This is a genomic window from Streptomyces sp. NBC_00273 (genome assembly GCF_036178145.1).
GTDB lineage: Bacteria > Actinomycetota > Actinomycetes > Streptomycetales > Streptomycetaceae > Streptomyces.
This window is the reverse complement of record NZ_CP108067.1, coordinates 2,165,716-2,182,636: the sequence shown is the minus strand read 5'-3', so window position 1 is coordinate 2,182,636 and position 16,921 is coordinate 2,165,716. Positions and strand designations below refer to the sequence as shown.

At 72.5% G+C, this 16,921-nt stretch carries 15 protein-coding genes and 1 tRNA gene; 8 read left to right on the top strand and 8 right to left on the bottom strand.

The features are described 5' to 3' along the window. Window position 1: 1 nt before the first annotated feature. Window positions 2-2,311: an alpha-N-acetylglucosaminidase gene (locus OG386_RS09225; protein WP_328787681.1), complete on the bottom strand. Its 2,310-nt coding sequence runs from the start codon at window positions 2,309-2,311 to the stop codon at window positions 2-4. A 15-nt stretch (window positions 2,312-2,326) separates the two neighbouring features. Beyond that, window positions 2,327-4,009, bottom strand: a complete 1,683-nt coding sequence (locus OG386_RS09220; protein ID WP_328787680.1) for a ricin-type beta-trefoil lectin domain protein — start codon at window positions 4,007-4,009, stop codon at window positions 2,327-2,329. A 156-nt stretch (window positions 4,010-4,165) separates the two neighbouring features. Between OG386_RS09220 and OG386_RS09215 the strand changes: the two genes are divergently transcribed. Further along, the gene (locus OG386_RS09215; protein WP_328787679.1) at window positions 4,166-4,822 is read left to right on the top strand and encodes a TetR/AcrR family transcriptional regulator; all 657 of its coding nucleotides are present in this window, start codon (window positions 4,166-4,168) and stop codon (window positions 4,820-4,822) included. A gap of 14 nt (window positions 4,823-4,836) precedes the next feature. Continuing rightward, window positions 4,837-5,793 (top strand): serine/threonine dehydratase, encoded by a 957-nt coding sequence (locus OG386_RS09210; RefSeq protein WP_328787678.1) that lies wholly within the window; start codon window positions 4,837-4,839, stop codon window positions 5,791-5,793. Between the two features lie 28 nt (window positions 5,794-5,821). Here the strand turns inward: OG386_RS09210 and OG386_RS09205 are convergent, their stop codons facing one another. Further along, a complete protein-coding gene (locus OG386_RS09205; RefSeq protein WP_328787677.1) occupies window positions 5,822-6,292 on the bottom strand; it encodes a universal stress protein in 471 nt (156 codons plus the stop codon). Between the two features lie 189 nt (window positions 6,293-6,481). On the opposite strand from OG386_RS09205, the gene OG386_RS09200 reads away from it, so the two are divergent. Next, window positions 6,482-6,847, top strand: coding sequence for a hypothetical protein (locus tag OG386_RS09200; RefSeq protein ID WP_327382065.1), 366 nt, complete (start codon window positions 6,482-6,484; stop codon window positions 6,845-6,847). 61 nt (window positions 6,848-6,908) lie between these two features. Here OG386_RS09200 and OG386_RS09195 read toward each other — a convergent pair whose 3' ends face one another. Continuing rightward, the gene (locus tag OG386_RS09195) at window positions 6,909-7,973 is read right to left on the bottom strand and encodes an AraC family transcriptional regulator (protein ID WP_328787676.1); all 1,065 of its coding nucleotides are present in this window, start codon (window positions 7,971-7,973) and stop codon (window positions 6,909-6,911) included. 256 nt (window positions 7,974-8,229) lie between these two features. Between OG386_RS09195 and OG386_RS09190 the strand changes: the two genes are divergently transcribed. Continuing rightward, entirely contained in the window at window positions 8,230-9,615 is a 1,386-nt protein-coding gene (locus OG386_RS09190; RefSeq protein ID WP_328787675.1) for a serine hydrolase domain-containing protein, read from the top strand. A 47-nt stretch (window positions 9,616-9,662) separates the two neighbouring features. On the opposite strand, the gene OG386_RS09185 is transcribed toward OG386_RS09190, so the two are convergent. Then, the gene (locus tag OG386_RS09185) at window positions 9,663-10,031 is read right to left on the bottom strand and encodes a VOC family protein (protein ID WP_328787674.1); all 369 of its coding nucleotides are present in this window, start codon (window positions 10,029-10,031) and stop codon (window positions 9,663-9,665) included. A gap of 9 nt (window positions 10,032-10,040) precedes the next feature. After that, window positions 10,041-10,331: a hypothetical protein gene (locus OG386_RS09180; RefSeq protein ID WP_327382061.1), complete on the bottom strand. Its 291-nt coding sequence runs from the start codon at window positions 10,329-10,331 to the stop codon at window positions 10,041-10,043. A 219-nt stretch (window positions 10,332-10,550) separates the two neighbouring features. On the opposite strand from OG386_RS09180, the gene OG386_RS09175 reads away from it, so the two are divergent. Then, window positions 10,551-11,339 (top strand): VOC family protein, encoded by a 789-nt coding sequence (locus OG386_RS09175; RefSeq protein WP_328787673.1) that lies wholly within the window; start codon window positions 10,551-10,553, stop codon window positions 11,337-11,339. On the opposite strand, the gene OG386_RS09170 is transcribed toward OG386_RS09175, so the two are convergent. Both OG386_RS09170 and OG386_RS09165 read right to left on the bottom strand, forming a co-directional pair. After that, window positions 11,340-13,163, bottom strand: a complete 1,824-nt coding sequence (locus tag OG386_RS09170) for a hypothetical protein (protein WP_328787672.1) — start codon at window positions 13,161-13,163, stop codon at window positions 11,340-11,342. After that, window positions 13,163-13,238: transfer RNA gene (locus tag OG386_RS09165), tRNA-Cys, on the bottom strand. Before OG386_RS09165 ends, OG386_RS09170 begins: the two co-directional genes overlap by 1 nt. A 373-nt stretch (window positions 13,239-13,611) precedes the next feature. On the opposite strand from OG386_RS09165, the gene OG386_RS09160 reads away from it, so the two are divergent. From OG386_RS09160 to OG386_RS09150, 3 genes are all read left to right on the top strand, one after another. Next, entirely contained in the window at window positions 13,612-14,946 is a 1,335-nt protein-coding gene (locus tag OG386_RS09160; RefSeq protein WP_328787671.1) for an ABC transporter substrate-binding protein, read from the top strand. Window positions 14,947-15,083: 137 nt separating this feature from the next. Beyond that, window positions 15,084-15,977: a carbohydrate ABC transporter permease gene (locus OG386_RS09155; RefSeq protein WP_328787670.1), complete on the top strand. Its 894-nt coding sequence runs from the start codon at window positions 15,084-15,086 to the stop codon at window positions 15,975-15,977. Continuing rightward, on the top strand, window positions 15,974-16,852 hold the full coding sequence (locus OG386_RS09150) for a carbohydrate ABC transporter permease (protein WP_327382056.1): 879 nt from the start codon (window positions 15,974-15,976) through the stop codon (window positions 16,850-16,852). Before OG386_RS09155 ends, OG386_RS09150 begins: the two co-directional genes overlap by 4 nt. Window positions 16,853-16,921: the final 69 nt, after the last annotated feature.

Below are 16,921 nucleotides of genomic sequence, written 5' to 3'. Positions count from 1 at the left end.
GTCAGCGGGCGGCAGCCGCCGGCAGGGCGGCGGCGATCCGTGCGGCCAGCCGGTACGGGTCACCGTTCGGCCGGTTCGGATGGCGCGTGGTGCGTCCCGCCCACTCCGCCTCGAAGGCGTGCCAGTCGATCGCCCGCGGCGCGGCCTTCTTCACCAGCGCCTCGTCCAGCGAAGCGAAGTAGCGCGCCCACCGGGGTGCGTACAACTCCGAGATCAGGCCGCTCCATTCGCGGTTCGCGTAGTCGTGCAGGAAACCGCCCTCGCTGGTGCTGTGGCGGCCCCACACGCTCAGCAGCGAGCGGGCGTCGTACTCGTACCGGTCCCGTTCGGCCTGGTCGGCGCCCCAGGAGCGGGCCCCGGCGAGCCAGGTGCCGAGGAGGAAGGCCGGGTCGGATCCGGTGACCGCCTCCAACATGCGCTCGTCGTCTTGCCATTCGGCCGTCAGGGTCCGGAAGCGGGTCAGGTCCTTGGCCTCGTAGGCCGTCTTGATCTTCGGCAGCAGCACCCGCGAGTGGTTGGCGAGGGCCTGCCGGGCGGTGTCCACCAGGTCGAAGCGGTAGGCGCTGGATCCGCGCAGCGCCGGATCCACCTCCAGCAGGTGGTCCAGGGCCTTGCGCACCGAGCCGGCCGGATAGCGCATGGACTTCGGGCTCCAGTACGCCGCCCCGGCCGCGGTCAGGCTCGGTCGGGCGGTGAACAGGCTGTCCTGCGACTCCGACCACAGCCCCGAGGAGGTGCTGTACGGCCCCTTGCGGAGCTCCTCCCAGGCCGCGGCCGCCGCGGCGTCCGGGCGGCCGTAGCGGCGGGCGGCGAAGTCGGCGAACCACCGGCGCTGGTCGATCGGCCCGCGCTCCCAGGCCAGATCGGTGAACAGGTCGAAGGCGGCCGGATTGGTCCCGGTGGCCTCCGGCAGGTACGCGATCCCGGCGAGGGCGCTGTTCGCCTTGTCCCGCCAGGGGCCGAACCGCTCGATCCACACGGAGCTGTTCGCACCGACCGTGGTGTGCCCGCCGAAGTTGTAGATGGTGCCCATCGCGTACGGGACCCCACCCCAACGCGCCTCGCGGTCGAGCCGGTTGTACCGGTCGGACAGCCCGTCCAGGATCAGCAGCTTCGAGGTGTCCACCCCGGCCAGCAGCTCCGCGGTGGGGTCGTCCTGCCAGCCCAGCACCGCCCACAGCGCCCCGGGGTGCGCGGCGTGCAGTGCGCGCTGGATGGCGCCCGCGGCCGCGCCGACGTCGACGGAGCCGCTCTGCCCGCCCTCGTGCAGCGGGCTCATCCGGTACATCGTGCTGTCCCCGAACACCGCGCGCTGCTCGGCGTAGTACGCGGCGGCCAGCCTCCCGAACACGGGCGAGGCGGGGTCGAGCCAGTCCGGGCGGTCGAAGCCCGCCCAGTCGCCCTGCGCCACCGTCGCCGCCCCCGGGTTGCGGGCGGCGAAGCCGGGCGGCACGGTGCCGAAGAAGCCCGGCAGCACCGGGGTCATGCCGAGCCCGCGCAGCTGCTCGGTGATCCGCCCGCCCAGCTCGGCGCGCTCGCGCATCAGCCGCTCGGTGACCGGACCGCCGAATCCGCTCAGGTTCTGCAGCAGCCACCAGCTCTGGTGGCCGGGGCCGGGGATCCACTGCCGCAGCTCCTCGGGGGAGTAGCCGAACCCCTGGAGCGCCCGGTAGTACGGGTACTCGGCGCCGACCTGCACGAACACCTCGTTGATGCCGTGCAGGGCGAGCAGGTCGATCTGCCGCTGGTGCTCCTCGAAGGAGCGGTACGGGCCCGAGTACCCGTCGTCGGTGTCGTTCAGCGCGTACCGGTGCGGGACCTGCGCGCCGCGGGTGACCGGCGCCGGGACCGCCGGCAGCCGGCCGGGCAGCATGCCGATGCTGTCGCCGGGCCAGCCGATGTCGACCCCGGCGACGTGCTGGAGGTACCAGCCGACGCCGGTGAGCAGGGTGGCCCCGGTGCTGCCGCGCACGGTGATCGCGCCGGCGGTGCCGGACACGGTGAAGGTGTCGGAGGCGGCGGTGGTGTCGGGTACCAGGGTGAACTGCCCCCAGTGGCGCGGAAGCAGCCGCTGGAGGGCGGCCCGCGCGGGCGCGACGTCGAAGGTGCGGGCCAGGCCCGGACCCCGGGCGGCACCCGGGTGCGCGTCCGTCCTCACGTCGGCCCGTGCGGGCGACCCCGCGCCCGGGGCGGTGGCCCCGGGCGCGGGGCCCGCGCAGATCAGTGCCAGCAGCGCCGCGGGAAGCGCGGCGAGGGCGAGCGGGCGCCGGGTCCTCGGCCTGCGCCCGCTGCGATGCGTCGGGTTCCTCATCCGTTCGCCCGGCCGTCAGACCGGCAGGGCCCAGGCCTGGTCGACCCGGTGGTCGCCGCAGTCGGTCAGCCGCAGCCGCTCGGCCGGGGCGGCAGCCGCGGGAGCCGTCAGGCACATCCCGCTGACCTCCTCCACGAGGGCTCCGTCGCGACGCTGCGACCAGCTCTGGCCGGGCTGTTCCTGCGGACGGTTCGAGCAGTCGGCCAGTTCCACGATCCGGTCGGCGCCCGCCGACAGGCACTCGCCGGCCAGCCGCAGGGTCGCGTCCTTGCCCACGGTCCAGCGCTGGTCGGGGGCTCCGGTGCAGGCGGCCATCACCACGGCGCCGACGCCGGTGGTGTTGGCGCCGTCGGCACACCGGGCGCCGTCACCGACGACCTGCCCGGTGGGTACGGCCTCGGCGCAGCCGCGCGGGGTGAGCCGCCACACGCCGGTGTCGTGTCCGGCGACCTTCCCGGTCAGCGCTGCGGAGACCGTGCGGCGCGTACCGGTCCACAGGTCCTGGGCGTCGGCGCCGACGGTGCAGTCGGCCAGGCCGATCTCGTCGAGCGGCACGTTGATGTCCCGGGTGGCGGCGGAGCGGTTGAGCACGGCCACCGCGCGGTCGCCGTTCGCGAGCGGCCGTACGAGGATCTCGAAGGTGGCGTTGGAGGAGACCACCGAGCCCTGACGGCCCATCGGGTCCTGGTCCAGCTGGATCATCCGGGTGTTGCCGAGGGCCGTGAGGCCCGCCGGGGTGAGCTTCGAGACGTCGGACGAGAGGATGAAGGGGGCGGCCATCATGGCCCACAGGGCGACTTGGCTGCGGCTCTCGGTGGCCGTGAGGCCGGGGGCGCCCGCGATCAGGAAGTCGGGGTCGTTCCAGTTGCCGGGGCCCGCGTACCGGCCGAGCCAGCGGTTGTAACCGTAGTTGCCCAGCACCGCGCTCCACCGCGAAGTGGCGGGTGCGGCGGGGTTGTAGACCTTGATGTCCTTGCCCTCGCGCCACAGCTGGCCGGTCTCGCCGACCCAGCCGAGGACCTTGTGCCAGTCGGAGCCGCCCCACTCGCCCTGCTGGAAGTAGGCGGGCGCCGAGGCCGACAGGACCATGTCCCGGCCGCTCTCGCGCAGTGCCTTCGCGACGGCGTTGTAGGCGTCGCGGTAGGCCTCCTCCTTGGTCGCGCCCTCCGGGACCCAGAGGTTGCAGCCGTCCATCTTGACGTAGTCCACCTTCCAGGAGGCGAACTGGCGGGCGTCCTGCGCGTAGTGGTCCGCGCCGCCGCCCTGGGGGGCGCCGCTGCCCGGGTACTTCTCGCAGGTGAGGGAGCCCGCGTCCTGGTAGATGCCGAACTTCAGGCCCTTGGCGTGCAGGTGTTCGCCGAGCCAGGCCATGCCGTGCGGGAACTTCTTCGTGTCGACGACCAGACTGCCCTGCGCGTCGCGGCTCTTGGTCATCCAGCAGTCGTCGACGGTCACCGTGTCGTAGCCCTTGGCGGCGAGCCCGGTGGACACGAGTGCGTCGGCGTTGGCCACCACCTTGGCCTCGTCGATGTCGCACATGTAGTGCGCCCAGTTGTTCCAGCCCATGGGAGGGGTGAGCGCGAGCGGGGTGTCCGAGGTCGCCCGGGGCTCGGCCGCCACCGGGGCGGGGGAGAGCGCCAGGGCGAACAGGGCGGCCGCGGTCAGGCAGGGGAGCGTTGCACGCAGGCGAGGCGGCACGGAGTCTCCTTGACGTGGGGGCAGTCGTGCGCCCAGTGCAGCGAGGCGATTACCCACTGTCAACAGAAGTCGCTGATTGTCGGCTGATGACCAGCAATATGGCTGCAATCGACGTCACACGAAAGTGCAGATACGTCGTATGTTACGGTGTATCTCATGCCGCGAAGATCAGCCGCCCTGGACCGTGCGACCCCGGAGGTCATCGCCGTCGCCGCCCTGCGGATCCTCGACGAGCAAGGGCCCGGCCACCTGAGCTTCCGCACCCTCGCCGACCGGCTCGAGGTCTCCCACGCCACGGTGCAGCGCCGCTGCAGCGACCTCGCCGGCCTGCTCGACCTCTGCACCGAGCACCTCGCCGGGCAGCTCCCCGAGATCCCCGCCGGCACGGACTGGGCGCAGGCCGCCGAGCAGCGGTTCCGCGCCCTGTACCTGCTGCTCGTCGCCCACCCGGGACTGCTGGCGCTGCGCGGCAGCCGGCCCTGGCTCGGGCGCCAGCTGCTGGCCCGGCTCGTCGAGCCCGCCCTCGCCGACAGCGTGGCCGCCGGGATGACCGCCGCCGAGGCGATGACCGCCTACCGCCGCATGTACCTGCTCACCCTGGGTAGCGCGGCCTTCGTCGACCACCGGGACCCGGGCGCGGCCACCGCCGCCTCGCGGGCGGCCCTGGCCGCGCTGGATCCCGAGGAGTTCCCCGTGCTCTCCGGTGGACTGCCCGACGTACTGCCCGCCCTGACGGACCACGAGGTCTACTACGGGGCCCTGCGCCAGCTGATCGAAGCCGCCCGGCCCGCCCGGCCCACCACCCGCACCTGATGGGGAGACAGTCCATGCACGCAGCAACGGCCCAGCAGCTCGACCACGCCGCCGTCCGCGCCGCCGCCGACCGCATCGCGGGCGGCGTACGCCCCGTCACGGTGGCGCCCGCGGCCGAAGCGGGGGTCTGGTACGCGCTGGAGTACCTCCAGCACACCGGCTCCTTCAAGGCGCGCGGCGCGCGCAACTTCCTCGCCGCACACCACGAGGCCGGCGCCCTCCCGGCCGCCGGAGTAACCATCGCCTCCGGCGGCAACGCCGGGCTCGCCTGCGCCTGGGCGGCCCGCGCCCTGGCCGTGCCCGCGACCGTGTTCCTGCCCGCCAACGCCCCGCGGGTGAAGGTGGACAGGCTGCGCGGGTACGGGGCCGAGGTGCGGCTCGTAGGCGACCGGTACGCGGACGCCCTGGCCGCCTGCGAGGAGTTCGCCGCCGCGAGCGGGGCGCTGAGCAGCCACGCCTACGACCACCCGCTCATCGCGGCGGGCGCCGGCACCCTGCTGGAGGAGATCCGGACCGCCCTGCCCGGGCTGGACACGGTGGTCGTCGCGGTCGGCGGCGGCGGACTGTTCGCCGGGGTCGCCACGGCCGCGCGCGAACACGGCGTACGGGTGGTCGCGGTCGAGCCGGAGAACTGCCGGGCGCTGAACGCGGCCCTGGCGGCGGGCCGGGTCGTGGACGTGGCCGTCGAATCCGTCGCCGCCGATTCCCTGGGGGCCACCCGGGTCTCGGCGGACGCGCTGGCCGCCGCGCAGCAGGAGAACGTGACGTCGGTCCTCGTGCCCGACACGGAGATCACGGCCGCCCGGCGTGCGCTCTGGGAGGAGCACCGGATCGTGGTCGAGGCGGGCGCGGCCACCGCCGCGGCGGCGCTGCGCGTCGCGCCGCAGCCCCTGGGCGACCGGGTCGCGGTCATCCTCTGCGGCGCCAACACGGACCCCCGGGACCTGGTGGACCCGGGCGAGATGCGGTAGGCGCGATCGCGGGCGGCGGGTTGGGGCGTCAGTCGTTCTCGTCCGCGCCCTCGCGGACGATCACGACCGTGCTGGCGGAGTACTGCACGACCTGCTGGCTCACCGACCCCAGCAGCGCGCCCTTGAAGCCCCCGTACCCGCGGGTGCCGACCACCGTGAGGTCCGCCTCCTTCGAGGCGTCGACCAGGACCTGCGCCGGGGAGCCCTGCTCGACGCGCCGGAACACCGGTACGCCGGGCGAGGTGCCGACGGCCGAGGCGACCGTGTCCGCCAGCTTCCGGCGGGCGGTCTCCTCGGCCGTCACCGCCTCCGCGTCGGCGGTCTCGGCGGCCGTCGGGCCGATGGCGAACGGATTGCGGTTCCACTCCCAGGCCATGACGGCGTGCACCCGGGCGCCCGTCATCGCGGCCTGCGCGACCGCCCAGCGCAGCGCCTCCTTGGAATGGTCCGACCCGTCCACGCCGACGACGATCAGCGGCTCGATGGTGTGCTCGCTCACGGTGGGTCCTCTCGCTTCGCCCGGAGGGTCGATCTCTTCCCTGTATACACGGGTCGACGGGTCTGACCTCGAACGACGATCGTTGCGACGGCCGACGACTTTCGAGGACAGCCCGCGGCCCCCGTCCCTTGCGAGGGTGTGAGTGTCCAGGCGATCGCCGCCGGACACGAACGACATGGAGGAACGGGCGTGGCTCAGCGCAAGGGTTGTCTGATCGGGTGCGCGGTGGCGCTGGTGGTCGGCGTGGGCCTCCTCATCGCGGTGGTCTTCGGCATGGGGAAGGTCCTCGACATGGCCGACAAGACCCTGGTCGACCCCGCGGTCTACGAAGCCGTGAAGACCGGGGACGCGGAGAGCGAGGTCCGCGGCAAGCTCCCGTCCGGCGAGAGCTTCGTCAAGAGCGCCCTCAAGGAGGGCGGACCGATCGAGCCCGAAGGAAGCACCTGCTCCTGGTACATATCCAGCGGCGAGACCAAGAACGGCGAAGAGACCGTGCTCCGCTTCTGCTTCAAGGACGGCAAGCTCGCGGAGAAGACCCAGTACCCCATGAAGTGACCGGATCGGCCGCCGACGCGGGCTTCGGCCGCCGACGCGGACTTCGGGCGCCGGGCGCGGGTCAGTTGCCCGCGTCGGCGCCCATCGGCGTTGCCGTGGCGCCCGCTTCGTTGCGGATGTCGCGAGGAGCCCGTCCCTCCCAGCGGCGGACCGCCCGGCGCAGCGCGCGCATGTCGCTGTAGCCGACCCGGGCCGCGACCGAGCGGAGCGGTAGATCGGTGGCGCGCAGGAGTTCCATGGTGTGCTCCTGGCGCACGGCCTCGACCTCATCACGCCAGGTCGTGCCGTGCTCGCCCAGTCGTCGCTGGAGGGTGCGCGGGCTCATCGCCAGCCGCTGTGCGACCTGCTCCAGGCTCACCGCGTCCTCCCGGAAGGCGGAGTCGAGGACCATCCGGAAGCGGTCCTGCCAGAGCAGGGCCGGCTGCGCGGACGCGATCGTCAGCGCCGCCTGCTGGGCCAGGATGCGGTCCAGCCCCGGCTGCGCCTTGGGCAGCGGCGCGCGCACGTCGTTGTCGTGGAAGGTGATCGAGTTGTACGCGGCTCCGAAGTCGATGCGGGTGGTCCCGAAGAACTCCGTCAGCTGTCGGAAGCGGCCGGACGCGCCGTGCGTCACGGAGACGCGCAGCGGGACGACGGGCCGCCCGGTCGCGGCCCGGGCCCGCGTCAGGAACATGCCCAGGGCGAAGAAGTCGATCGCCTCCACCACATCGGGTCCCCAACTGCCGGTCGCATGACGGATGGTGAAGGACCGTCCGTCCTCCTCCACGAGGAGCTTCTCCTGGGCCGCGTCACCGATGACGGCTTTGTACTCCACCGCCTGCTTCAGGGTTTCCCGAAGGTCGGGTCCGGTGGTCACCAGGTAGTCCCACAGGCCGAACGTACCGATCGGAGCCTCGGCGGTGATCAGTGCGCCGATGGCCGTACCCGGCTCGGCGAGCGTCAACTGTTCCCACACGGCCAGCGCCGACGCGGTCGAGACCCGGGCCAGATCGTTGTCCAGCACCTCGGGTCCGAGGTCGGGCAACCGGGCCACCCTGCCCGGGCGCACACCCGAGCGGTGCAAGGCGTCGACGACGAACCGCGCGAGGTGGACGGAGACGGTGCCGTCGGTGCCGGGAGAGCGCATAGGACCGACGACGCTAGCAGCCGATCGCTCGAACTGGCGTGCCACGTTCCTTCTTTGGCGCGCAGGATTCCCCTGGTGGCGCGAACGTTTCCCTCCCGGCGCGCGGTGTTCCGCAGTGGCGCCGGGGGTCCCCTCGTTGGCGCCCGCGGGTCCTTATGGGCGCCTCGGGGACCGACCTACGGTGGCGTGGATCCCGGTATGTGGATCAAGAAGCGTGCGGCGATCCGTACGGGACCACCGAGTCGAAGGAATCGATGTGACGTTCTCCCCGGCCCACTGGCAGAGCCGCCTCGACGCACTGCGCGCCGCCCATCACGTGCCCGGCGCCACCCTCGCGGTGTTCGCCGAGGGGAAGCTGCACGAGCTGGCGAGCGGCGTCCTGCATCGTGGCACCGGGGTGGAGGCGACCACCGACTCGGTGTTCCAGCTCGGATCGATCGCGAAGCTCTACACGGCGACCCTGGTCATGCAGCTCGCCGCCGCGGGCCAACTGGACCTCGACGCGCCCGTGATCGAGGTGCTCCCGGAGTTCTCCGTGTCCGACCCCGTGGCCACCAAGGCGATCACCACCCGCCAACTCCTCAGTCATACCAGCGGCCTGACCTGTGACTTCACCTACGACAGCGGCCGCGGGGACGACTGCGTGGCCAAGTACGTGGCGGCCGCCCGGAACGTGGCGCTGGACTGCCCGCCCGGCACCGCGGTCTCGTACAGCAGCGTCGGCTACAACGTCCTCGGCCGCATCGTCGAGGTCCTCACCGGACGCACCTGGGACCAGGCCCTCAAGGAGCGGCTCCTCGCCCCCCTGAGCCTGACCCACACCATGACCCTGCCCGAGGAGGCACTGGCCTTCCGCACCGCGATGGGGCACCTTCCGGGCGACGGGCCGGACCCGGAGCCCGCGCCGGCCTGGGACATGATGCCCCGTTCGGCGGGGCCGTACGGACGCGTCCTGGCCACCGCCGCGGACGTGCTCCGGCTGGCCAAGCTGCACCTCGACGGCGGCTCCGCCCCGGACGGCACACAGATCCTCGGCGCCCGGGCCGTCGCGGAGATGCAGCGGTGGGCGGTCGACGTACCGGACAAGTGGACGGTGAGCGCGGACGGCTGGGGGCTGGGCTGGTCGCTCTACGACTGGAACGGGGTCCCGGGATACGGCCACGACGGCGCCTCTATCGGCCAGTACGGCTACGTGCGCGTGGTTCCCGGCGCCGATCTCATCGCCGTCCTGCTCACCAACGGGGGCGCCTCCCGCTTCCTCTACGCCGACCTGATGCGCGAACTGCTCCGCGAGCTCGCCGGGGTCCACATGCCGCCCGCCTTCGCCCCGCCCGCACGGCCCCCGGTCGTCGACGTGGTCCCGCTGGTCGGCACCTACCGCCGGGAAGGGGTGGTCATCACCGTCAGCGTGCGGCCCGACGGGGCCGCCCGCCTGGTGTACGAGTTCGTCGACGGGATGCGGGACTTCTCACCGCCGTTGGAGATGGACCTCACGCCGCTCAGCGCCACGGTCTTCGCCGCCTCCGGCGCCGGAACCTCCTTCAGCGGTGACTGGATGCCCGTCGTCTTCGCCACCCTCGTGGACGGCACCCCCTGCTGCTACATCGGCATGCGCTGCGCACCCAAGGTGGACGCCGGCTGAGGGCGCGGGCCTCCGGCGCGGCGCGCCGCCCCGAAGGCCGCCAGACGTCAGACCAGGGTCAGGCAGAACGGGTGCCCGGCCGGGTCGGTGAGGACCCGCCACCTGTCACCGCCCGGCTGGTGCTCCGGCTTGCCCGCGCCCAGCTCCAGCAGCACGGCCTCGGCCTCGTCGAGGTCGTCGACCGCGAAGTCGAGGTGCGACTGCCCCGGCGCGGACCGGTCGGGCCACTGCGGCGCCCGGTAGTGGTCCACCCGCTGGAATCCGAGGAACAGCCCGTCCTCGCGGGTGAGTCCGGCGAAGTCGGCGTCCGACGCGGGGTGCGGCTCGAACCCGGTGGCCCGCGCGTAGAAGTCGGCCAGCGCCCGGGGATCGGCGCAGTCGAGGGTGATCGCGGTGAGCCTCATCCGAAGGGGCACTGCAACTCCTCACTTCCCCTTGAGCAGTTGGTCGACCCGGGGCACGGACAGCCCGATCAGTTCCGACACTTCCCTGAGGGTGCGCCCCTGACGCAGCTCGCCCACGGCGGCGGTGCGTATGTCCTTGACCGTCTTCGCCACTGCGGGCAACAGCTGATCGGTGAACAGCCGCGCGGCCTGTTCGCGCGCGACGGGGGCCTCGATGTCGGCGAGTCGCGCCCGGATCGCGCTCAGGTACTCGACGGTCAAGATGCGCAGGTCATCGGGCACGTGCTGGTCGGAAGCGGTGGTGTCGGTCATGGGGACAGCGTACGCAGACGTGGTAGGAATTTAAGATGACCTTCCTTATCTGTGCGTATCGCGCCGGGCGGAGACGGGTCAAGTGGGCGCCCTGGAGCAGTGGTTCGGGGCGCCGCGTACCGGCGTGGCGGTCAAGTACCCCGGGCGGGGCTTCCGTTGCGAGGAGCGGGTCGACGGGCGACCGTCCGCCCGCAGCCATCACACACCAGGAGCGCCAGCATGATCCTCGAACTCGCCGTGATCTACACGACCCGGCTCGACGCCTGCCGCGACTTCTACCGGGGCATCGGGCTCGACCTCGTGCGCGAGCGGCACGGCAGCGGGCCGGAGCACTACGCGACGACGCTCGCCGACGGCGGCGTCCTGGAGCTCTACCCGGCCGCGGGCCGCCCGGAGACCGGGTACCTGCGCCTCGGCCTCACCGCCCCACCGAAGGGCGCCGGGTTCCTGCCGCCGGGCCGGCACACGCTGACCGACCCGGACGGCCGTACGGTCGTCCTCACCGTGGGGGAGGCCGGCTCGGGCCGGGTCCCGCCGGCGGCGCGCACCGGCGAGCGGCCCCGGCCGGCCAGCGCCCCCTCCCGTGCGTCGAACGGCGCGCCCGTACCTCCCGAGGGCCGCACGGGCGTCACGTACGCCGAGATAGCCGAGCACTACGGCATGAGCGCCCGCTACCTGTCGGAGAACCCCCGATGGGGACGGCACCCCGGGTGGCCGCCCGCCGTCGGCAAGCGCGGCAGGACCATCGAGTTCGACCCGGAGGCCATCGCCCGGTTCTTCGGCGAGCACCACACCCGGGAGGCCACCGCGCTCGAACCGTCCCGCCACTACACCGTCGTCGAGATCGCCGAGGCGTCCGGCCTGCAGCCCGACAGCATCCGGTCGGACATCAGCCGCGGCCGGTGGCCCGCTCCGGACGAGATGGACGGCGACCGGAAGCTGTGGCGGGGCGAGACCGTCGCCACGCACCTGGCCGGCCGTCGCATCTACCGCAACAAGCCCAAGTGACTACGGGACGGCGACGGCGAGGTGGAGGTCGATCAGCGGCAGGGCGATCCGTGCGGCGGTGCGTGCCGGCAGCCGGGCGGCCCGCGCGTCGATCCAGGTGAGTACGCGGGCCTGCTCGTCCGCGTCGCACAGCGCGAGGTGGAACAGCAGCTGCCGCCAGGCGCGCGCGGTGCTCTTCGCGGTGGCCGCCGGTCCGGTCGCTGCGGCGAACGCGCCCCGGGCCGAGCCGTCCCAGCCGCCCCGCGGGACGACGCCCGCGTGCACGACCAAGGTGGCGAGGTTGGACGTGGTGAGGATCCGGGCCTGCTCCATGACCGCCGGGTCGCTCGCCAGCGGCTGCCCCGGACGCCCGGCGCGCTCGGCGCACAACCGGGCGAAACCGTACCGGTCCTCCGAGTCCGCCAGCTCCTGCACCGCCGCGTAGTCGATGCCGTGGCAGCGCTCGTACACCGTGCCGCGCAGCAGCCCGGCGGCGGTCCGCGCGGCCGCGAGGACGGCGGGATCGGCCATCCCGCTGTACGCGTCGGCCAGGGGTTCCGCGGCGAACGGCACGGGCAGCTCGGCGAGCTGCGCGAGCCCGGACAGCGCCCGTACGTGCAGATTGGGCAGCCCGGTGCCCGGGAAGGCCCGTACGCAGGCCTCGCCGAGCATCCGCAGCGTCGAACGGGCCTCCTCCACCGGGTCGGCGGCCCACGGGGCGACCGCGCGGACCCAGGGCAGTTCGGTGATCCGGGCGTGGTGTTCCGGGCTCCACCACAACGGGTACCGGCGACCGCGCCGGGCCCGGTAGGTCGCCGCGATCAGCGTGCGCAGCGACGCGTCGGCGTATCCCCAGGCGGTGTGCGTGGCGATCAGCTGTTCCGCCACCTCGCCCAGCACCTCCGCGGAGGGGATCAGTCCGTGTTCCAGCAGCGTGTCCAGGGGCGCGCTGCGGGCCGCGGTGACGGTGGCCCGCACCGACGCCGGGACGACCGTCCCGGCGGGCAGCCCGCACTCCTCGGCCTCCTCGGCGGTCACCGGGCCGATCAGCGGTCCGACGTCCTCCAGCCCCCGGCTCACGTCGAGCGGGGCGAGGCGGCGTAGGACGACGGCGGCCAGGGCTTCGTGCGCGGGCCGGTCCGCCTGCCGGGCCTGGGCCCGGCGCAGCCGGGCGTGTTCGGCGGAACCGGGCCGTCCGCGCTTGGCGACCATCGAGGCGACGGCATGGCGCAGCAGTCCGGCGAGGCGGGGCGACAGCTCGCGCCCGGCGACCCGCTCCTCCAGCGCGCGGCGCAGGACGGCCGGATTGGACTTGGGGTCGAGGTGCTTGGTGCAGCGGGTGTGCGCGGCCGCGAGCCGCCGGTACCGCGCGAGCAGGGCGGCGCCCTCCTCGGCGTCCGCGCCGGCGCGCAGCCAGTGGTCGAGCAGCTCGTCCTCGAACGGTCGCCAGACGGTCAGCGCCTCGTGCTGCGCCTCGATGCCGGGACGGGGCGTGCGGCGCCTGAGCGCCCCGGCGACCTCGCCGACGGTCCGCACGTGTACGGCGCCCGCATCCGGTACGGGCCGCTCCGCGGGCTGCGGTGTGAACCGCACCTCGCCGGTGAAGGGGCGCAACTCCTCGACGAGGGCGGCCGCCGCGCCGCTCTCCCCGGCACGCACCAGCCACGCGACGCAGAGCAGCGCGGCCTCCTCCGGCGCGAGCACCTCGTAGCGCCCGCTGTCGAGCATCGACCACAGCCGGGCGAGGCCCTCGTCGGTGAGGTAGTGGTCGAAGAGGCCGGCGGTGGAGAGCCCCGGGGAGGGGAGTCCTGGGGCCGGGAACTGTTTTCCGGTGTTCTCGTCCATGGCCGGCGTGGCAGGTCCTGCCCCTGCGCCCTCCGACTGTGCAGGTCGGTGCTCTGGCTACTGAGCTACACGCCGTTCGAGGCGAAATCTAGACGCGCGCCCGACGCGCGCACAAGCCGGGGCCGGATAAAGCGGTTTCGCGACGTACGGGTAAAGCGCATTAGTGGAGACCCGCCGTGAACCATCGATAAGAGGTCAAGTCTTGACGCACAAGCAGCTTCGTTATCGAATCGATACCATCCTCAACAGCCTTTGTGCTAAAGCGCATTAGTCCAGCTCGGGGCGGTGGCGATCGAGGCCTCCTAGAGACGTCCGGCCAGGTCGTGCCATTCGGCAGCAATGCGTCACCGGCCAGCCGTCCTCCTGCCTCATTGACGAGGTCTTGCTTTCGGGCGACCGTGGGCACCGCCTCCGGCGATGAGGCCGGACTTCTGAAAAGGCGGCGACGATGACCCGTTCGAACCCGACCCGTATCGCTGTAGCCCTGCTGGCCACGGGAGCCCTCCTGACGACCGCCGCGTGCGGCCTGGGCGGCGGCGCCGCCGACGCGAAGGAGGCGCAGCGGACGGGCAGGGTGGCCGGTGAGATCACCTTCCGGACCCTCCAACTGAAGCCCACCTTCACGGCCTACGTCCAAGGGGTCATCGACGCCTTCGAGAAGCAGTACCCCGACGTCAAGGTCACCTGGGAGGACGTCCCCGGCGACGGCTACAACGAGAAGCTCGTCGCGGACGCCCAGGCCGGAGCCCTCCCCGACGTGGTCAACCTCTCCACCGACTCCTTCCAGCTCCTCGGCGACCGGGGCATGCTCGCCGACGTGGCCGCCCTCGACGGCGCGTCGGCCAAGGAGTACGTGCCGGGCGCCTGGGAGCAGTTCAAGCTGCCCGGCAAGGGCGACAGCGTGTACGCCTACCCCTGGTACGTGACCCCGGAGATCCTCACCTACAACAGAGAGCTCTTCGAGGAGGCCGGTCTGGATCCGGCCGCGCCGCCGACCAGTGTGGAGCAGTTCTTCGACTACGCCGAGCGGATCGCCGCCTCCTCGGGCGGCCGGTACGCCGCCTTCATGGCCGACCCCAAGGGCCGGCTGCCCGGGGACTGGCAGAAGATGGGCGTCCCGATCCTCAGTGCGGAGCGGGACCGCTTCGCCTTCGACACCGACCAGGCCGTCCGGTGGGTGGAGCGGATGAAGGACCTCTACACCAAGGGCGCCATGCCCAAGGAGTCCCTCCTCAAGTCGGACGACATCAACCAGCTCTACGGCGGGGGCAAGCTCGTCTTCGGGCCGGGATCCCCGGGCTTCGTCAAGGACATCAAGCAGAACGCCCCGCAGATCTACGCCAAGACCCAGGTCGCCGGGGCCGTCACCGGCATGCTCGGCCACATCGGCATCTACGCCCAGTCGCTCGGCATCAGGAAGGACACCCGGCACGTGGACGCGGCGTCCGAGTTCGCCAAGTGGGTCACCAACGGCCCCAACCAGGTGGAGTTCTCCAGGAAGGCCACCATCTACCCGTCCAACGCCCGGGGCCTGGCCGACCCGTTCTTCTCCGACAAGGGCGACGGCAAGGACGCGGAGACCCTCGCCCGCGCGGTCGGCGCCGACCAGCTGAGGACCGCCGCGCTCGACGCCAACACCCCCGTCCAGTGGACCAACCAGGTCGGCGACGCCGTCGTGCGCGAGGTGCAGAAGGCCATCAAGGGCGAACAGGACCCCCGGACCGCCGTGCAGAAGGCGCAGGAGGCGGCGAACAAGCTCCTCGCCGCCGCGGCCGCGAAGTGACCGGCGGCGCCGCTGCCGGCGAGCCGCGGGGCGTCGGTACGGTGGACGGACGAGGCCGCGGTACACACGGACGGCGTTGCGCCACGACGCACGAACGGCGTCGCGGAGCGGCTCGCCGGCGGCGCGCCCTGCGGGCCATGGAGACCGAGACCGGACTGCCCCACCGCAGCTGGTGGGCTCCCTACCTGTTCCTCGCGCCCGGCCTCGCAATGGTGGCGCTGTTCAGCCTCTGGCCGTTCGTTAACACCGTCGTCCTCTCCCTCACCGACGCACAGATCCTGCGCGGCGGCAGCTTCGTCGGCCTCGACAACTACCGGCGCGCCTTCGCCGACCCCGACTTCTGGGTCGCGACCGGCAACAGCGTGCTGTACCTCGTGGTCGTCGTCCCCTGCCTGGTCCTCCTGCCGCTGGCCCTCGCGGTCCTCGTACAGGCGAAGATCCCCGGCATCGGCTTCTTCCGCTCCGCCTTCTACACCCCGGTGATCGCCTCCGCCGTGGTCGTCGGGCTGATCTGGCAGTGGGTGCTGCGCAGCGACGGTCTGGTCAACACCGTCTTCCAGCGGCTGCACCTCGTCTCCGAGCCGATCCCGTTCCTGACCGACTCCGCGATGCTGCTGGTCTCCGCGATGATCGTGACCGTGTGGAAGGGCCTCGGCTACTACATGGTCTTCTACCTGGCGGCCCTCGGGAACGTCTCCGCCACCCTCCACGAGGCGGCCGCGATCGACGGCGCCGGCCCCGTCCGCCGCTTCTTCAGCATCACCGTGCCCCAGGTGAAGCCGATGATGCTGCTGGTCGGCACCCTCTCCGCCATCTCGGCGCTGCGCGTGTTCACCGAGATCTACATACTCGGCGGCGAGAGCGGGGGCCCCGGCGGCGGCGCCCGCACCCTGCCCTTCCTGATCCGGCAGGTCGGGCTCGGCTTCTCCGGCGAGACCGGCTACGCCTCCGCCATCTCCATCCTGCTGTTCCTCCTGACCCTGGTCTTCAGCCTGTTGGGCCGCCGCCTGTCGAAGGGGGACGAGAGATGAACGCACCGTCCTCCTCCGGGAGCGGGCAGCGGCCCCGGCGCACCGCCGCCGCCCGCAGGCGCCACCGGATCGGCCTGGCCGGGCGTTACGCCACGCTGGTGCTGATGCTCGTGGTCATGCTGGGACCGATCGCCTGGCAGTTCCTGACCTCGATCCGCGGCCGCACCGAGAACGTGTACGACGGCGTGCTGCCCGCGCAGCCCACCCTTGACAACTACGTCCGGGTCGCCGAGTCCTTCCCGCTGCTCCAGTACGTCGGCAACACCCTCACCGTCGCCGCCCTCGCGATCACCTCGAACGTGCTCTTCTCGGCGATGGGCGGCTACGCCCTCTCCCGGGCCGGCTGGAAGGGCCGGCAGGTCGTCTTCACCGTGCTGGTGGCGACCCTGATGTTCCCCTTCGAGTCCGTGATGATCTCGATGTTCCTCACCGTCCGCGAGATGGGCCTGGTCGACACCCTCATAGGCGTCTGGCTGCCCGGAGCGGTCTCGGTGCTCAACGTCATGATCATGCGGGCGGCCTTCCTCGCCGTGCCCCGGGAGGTCGAGGAGGCCGCGGTCCTGGACGGGGCGGGCGAATGGACCCGCTTCACCCGGGTCTTCCTCCCCGCCGCCAAGGGCGCCCTCGCCGTCGTCTGCATCACCAGCTTCATGGGCGCCTGGGACGACTTCCTGTGGCCCCTGTTGGTCCTCACGAACAGCGACCACTACACCCTCCAGCTCGGCCTGAAGACCCTGGCCGGCACCACCACCGTCAACGACCAGCGGCTCGTCGCCGCCGGCGCGATGGCCGCGCTCGTCCCGATGATGCTGCTCTTCTTCGCCCTCCAGCGTTTCTTCTTCAAGGGCGTGGGCGAGGGAGCCGTCAAGACCTGAGCCGTGACCCGAGCCCGCCCGTCGCCCGTACCGACACGGCCCCACCGACATGTCCGTACCGACACGTCC

What these genes read in the sequence shown, in the direction of transcription:
- OG386_RS09225 (WP_328787681.1), bottom strand. Translation starts at nt 2,311, where the DNA reads ATGAGGAACCCGACGCATCGCAGCGGGCGCAGGCCGAGGACCCGGCGC.
- OG386_RS09215 (WP_328787679.1), top strand. Translation starts at nt 4,166, where the DNA reads ATGCCGCGAAGATCAGCCGCCCTGGACCGTGCGACCCCGGAGGTCATC.
- OG386_RS09210 (WP_328787678.1), top strand. Translation starts at nt 4,837, where the DNA reads ATGCACGCAGCAACGGCCCAGCAGCTCGACCACGCCGCCGTCCGCGCC.
- OG386_RS09195 (WP_328787676.1), bottom strand. Translation starts at nt 7,973, where the DNA reads ATGCGCTCTCCCGGCACCGACGGCACCGTCTCCGTCCACCTCGCGCGG.
- OG386_RS09180 (WP_327382061.1), bottom strand. Translation starts at nt 10,331, where the DNA reads ATGACCGACACCACCGCTTCCGACCAGCACGTGCCCGATGACCTGCGC.
- OG386_RS09175 (WP_328787673.1), top strand. Translation starts at nt 10,551, where the DNA reads ATGATCCTCGAACTCGCCGTGATCTACACGACCCGGCTCGACGCCTGC.
- OG386_RS09170 (WP_328787672.1), bottom strand. Translation starts at nt 13,163, where the DNA reads ATGGACGAGAACACCGGAAAACAGTTCCCGGCCCCAGGACTCCCCTCC.
- OG386_RS09160 (WP_328787671.1), top strand. Translation starts at nt 13,612, where the DNA reads ATGACCCGTTCGAACCCGACCCGTATCGCTGTAGCCCTGCTGGCCACG.
- OG386_RS09155 (WP_328787670.1), top strand. Translation starts at nt 15,084, where the DNA reads ATGGAGACCGAGACCGGACTGCCCCACCGCAGCTGGTGGGCTCCCTAC.
- OG386_RS09150 (WP_327382056.1), top strand. Translation starts at nt 15,974, where the DNA reads ATGAACGCACCGTCCTCCTCCGGGAGCGGGCAGCGGCCCCGGCGCACC.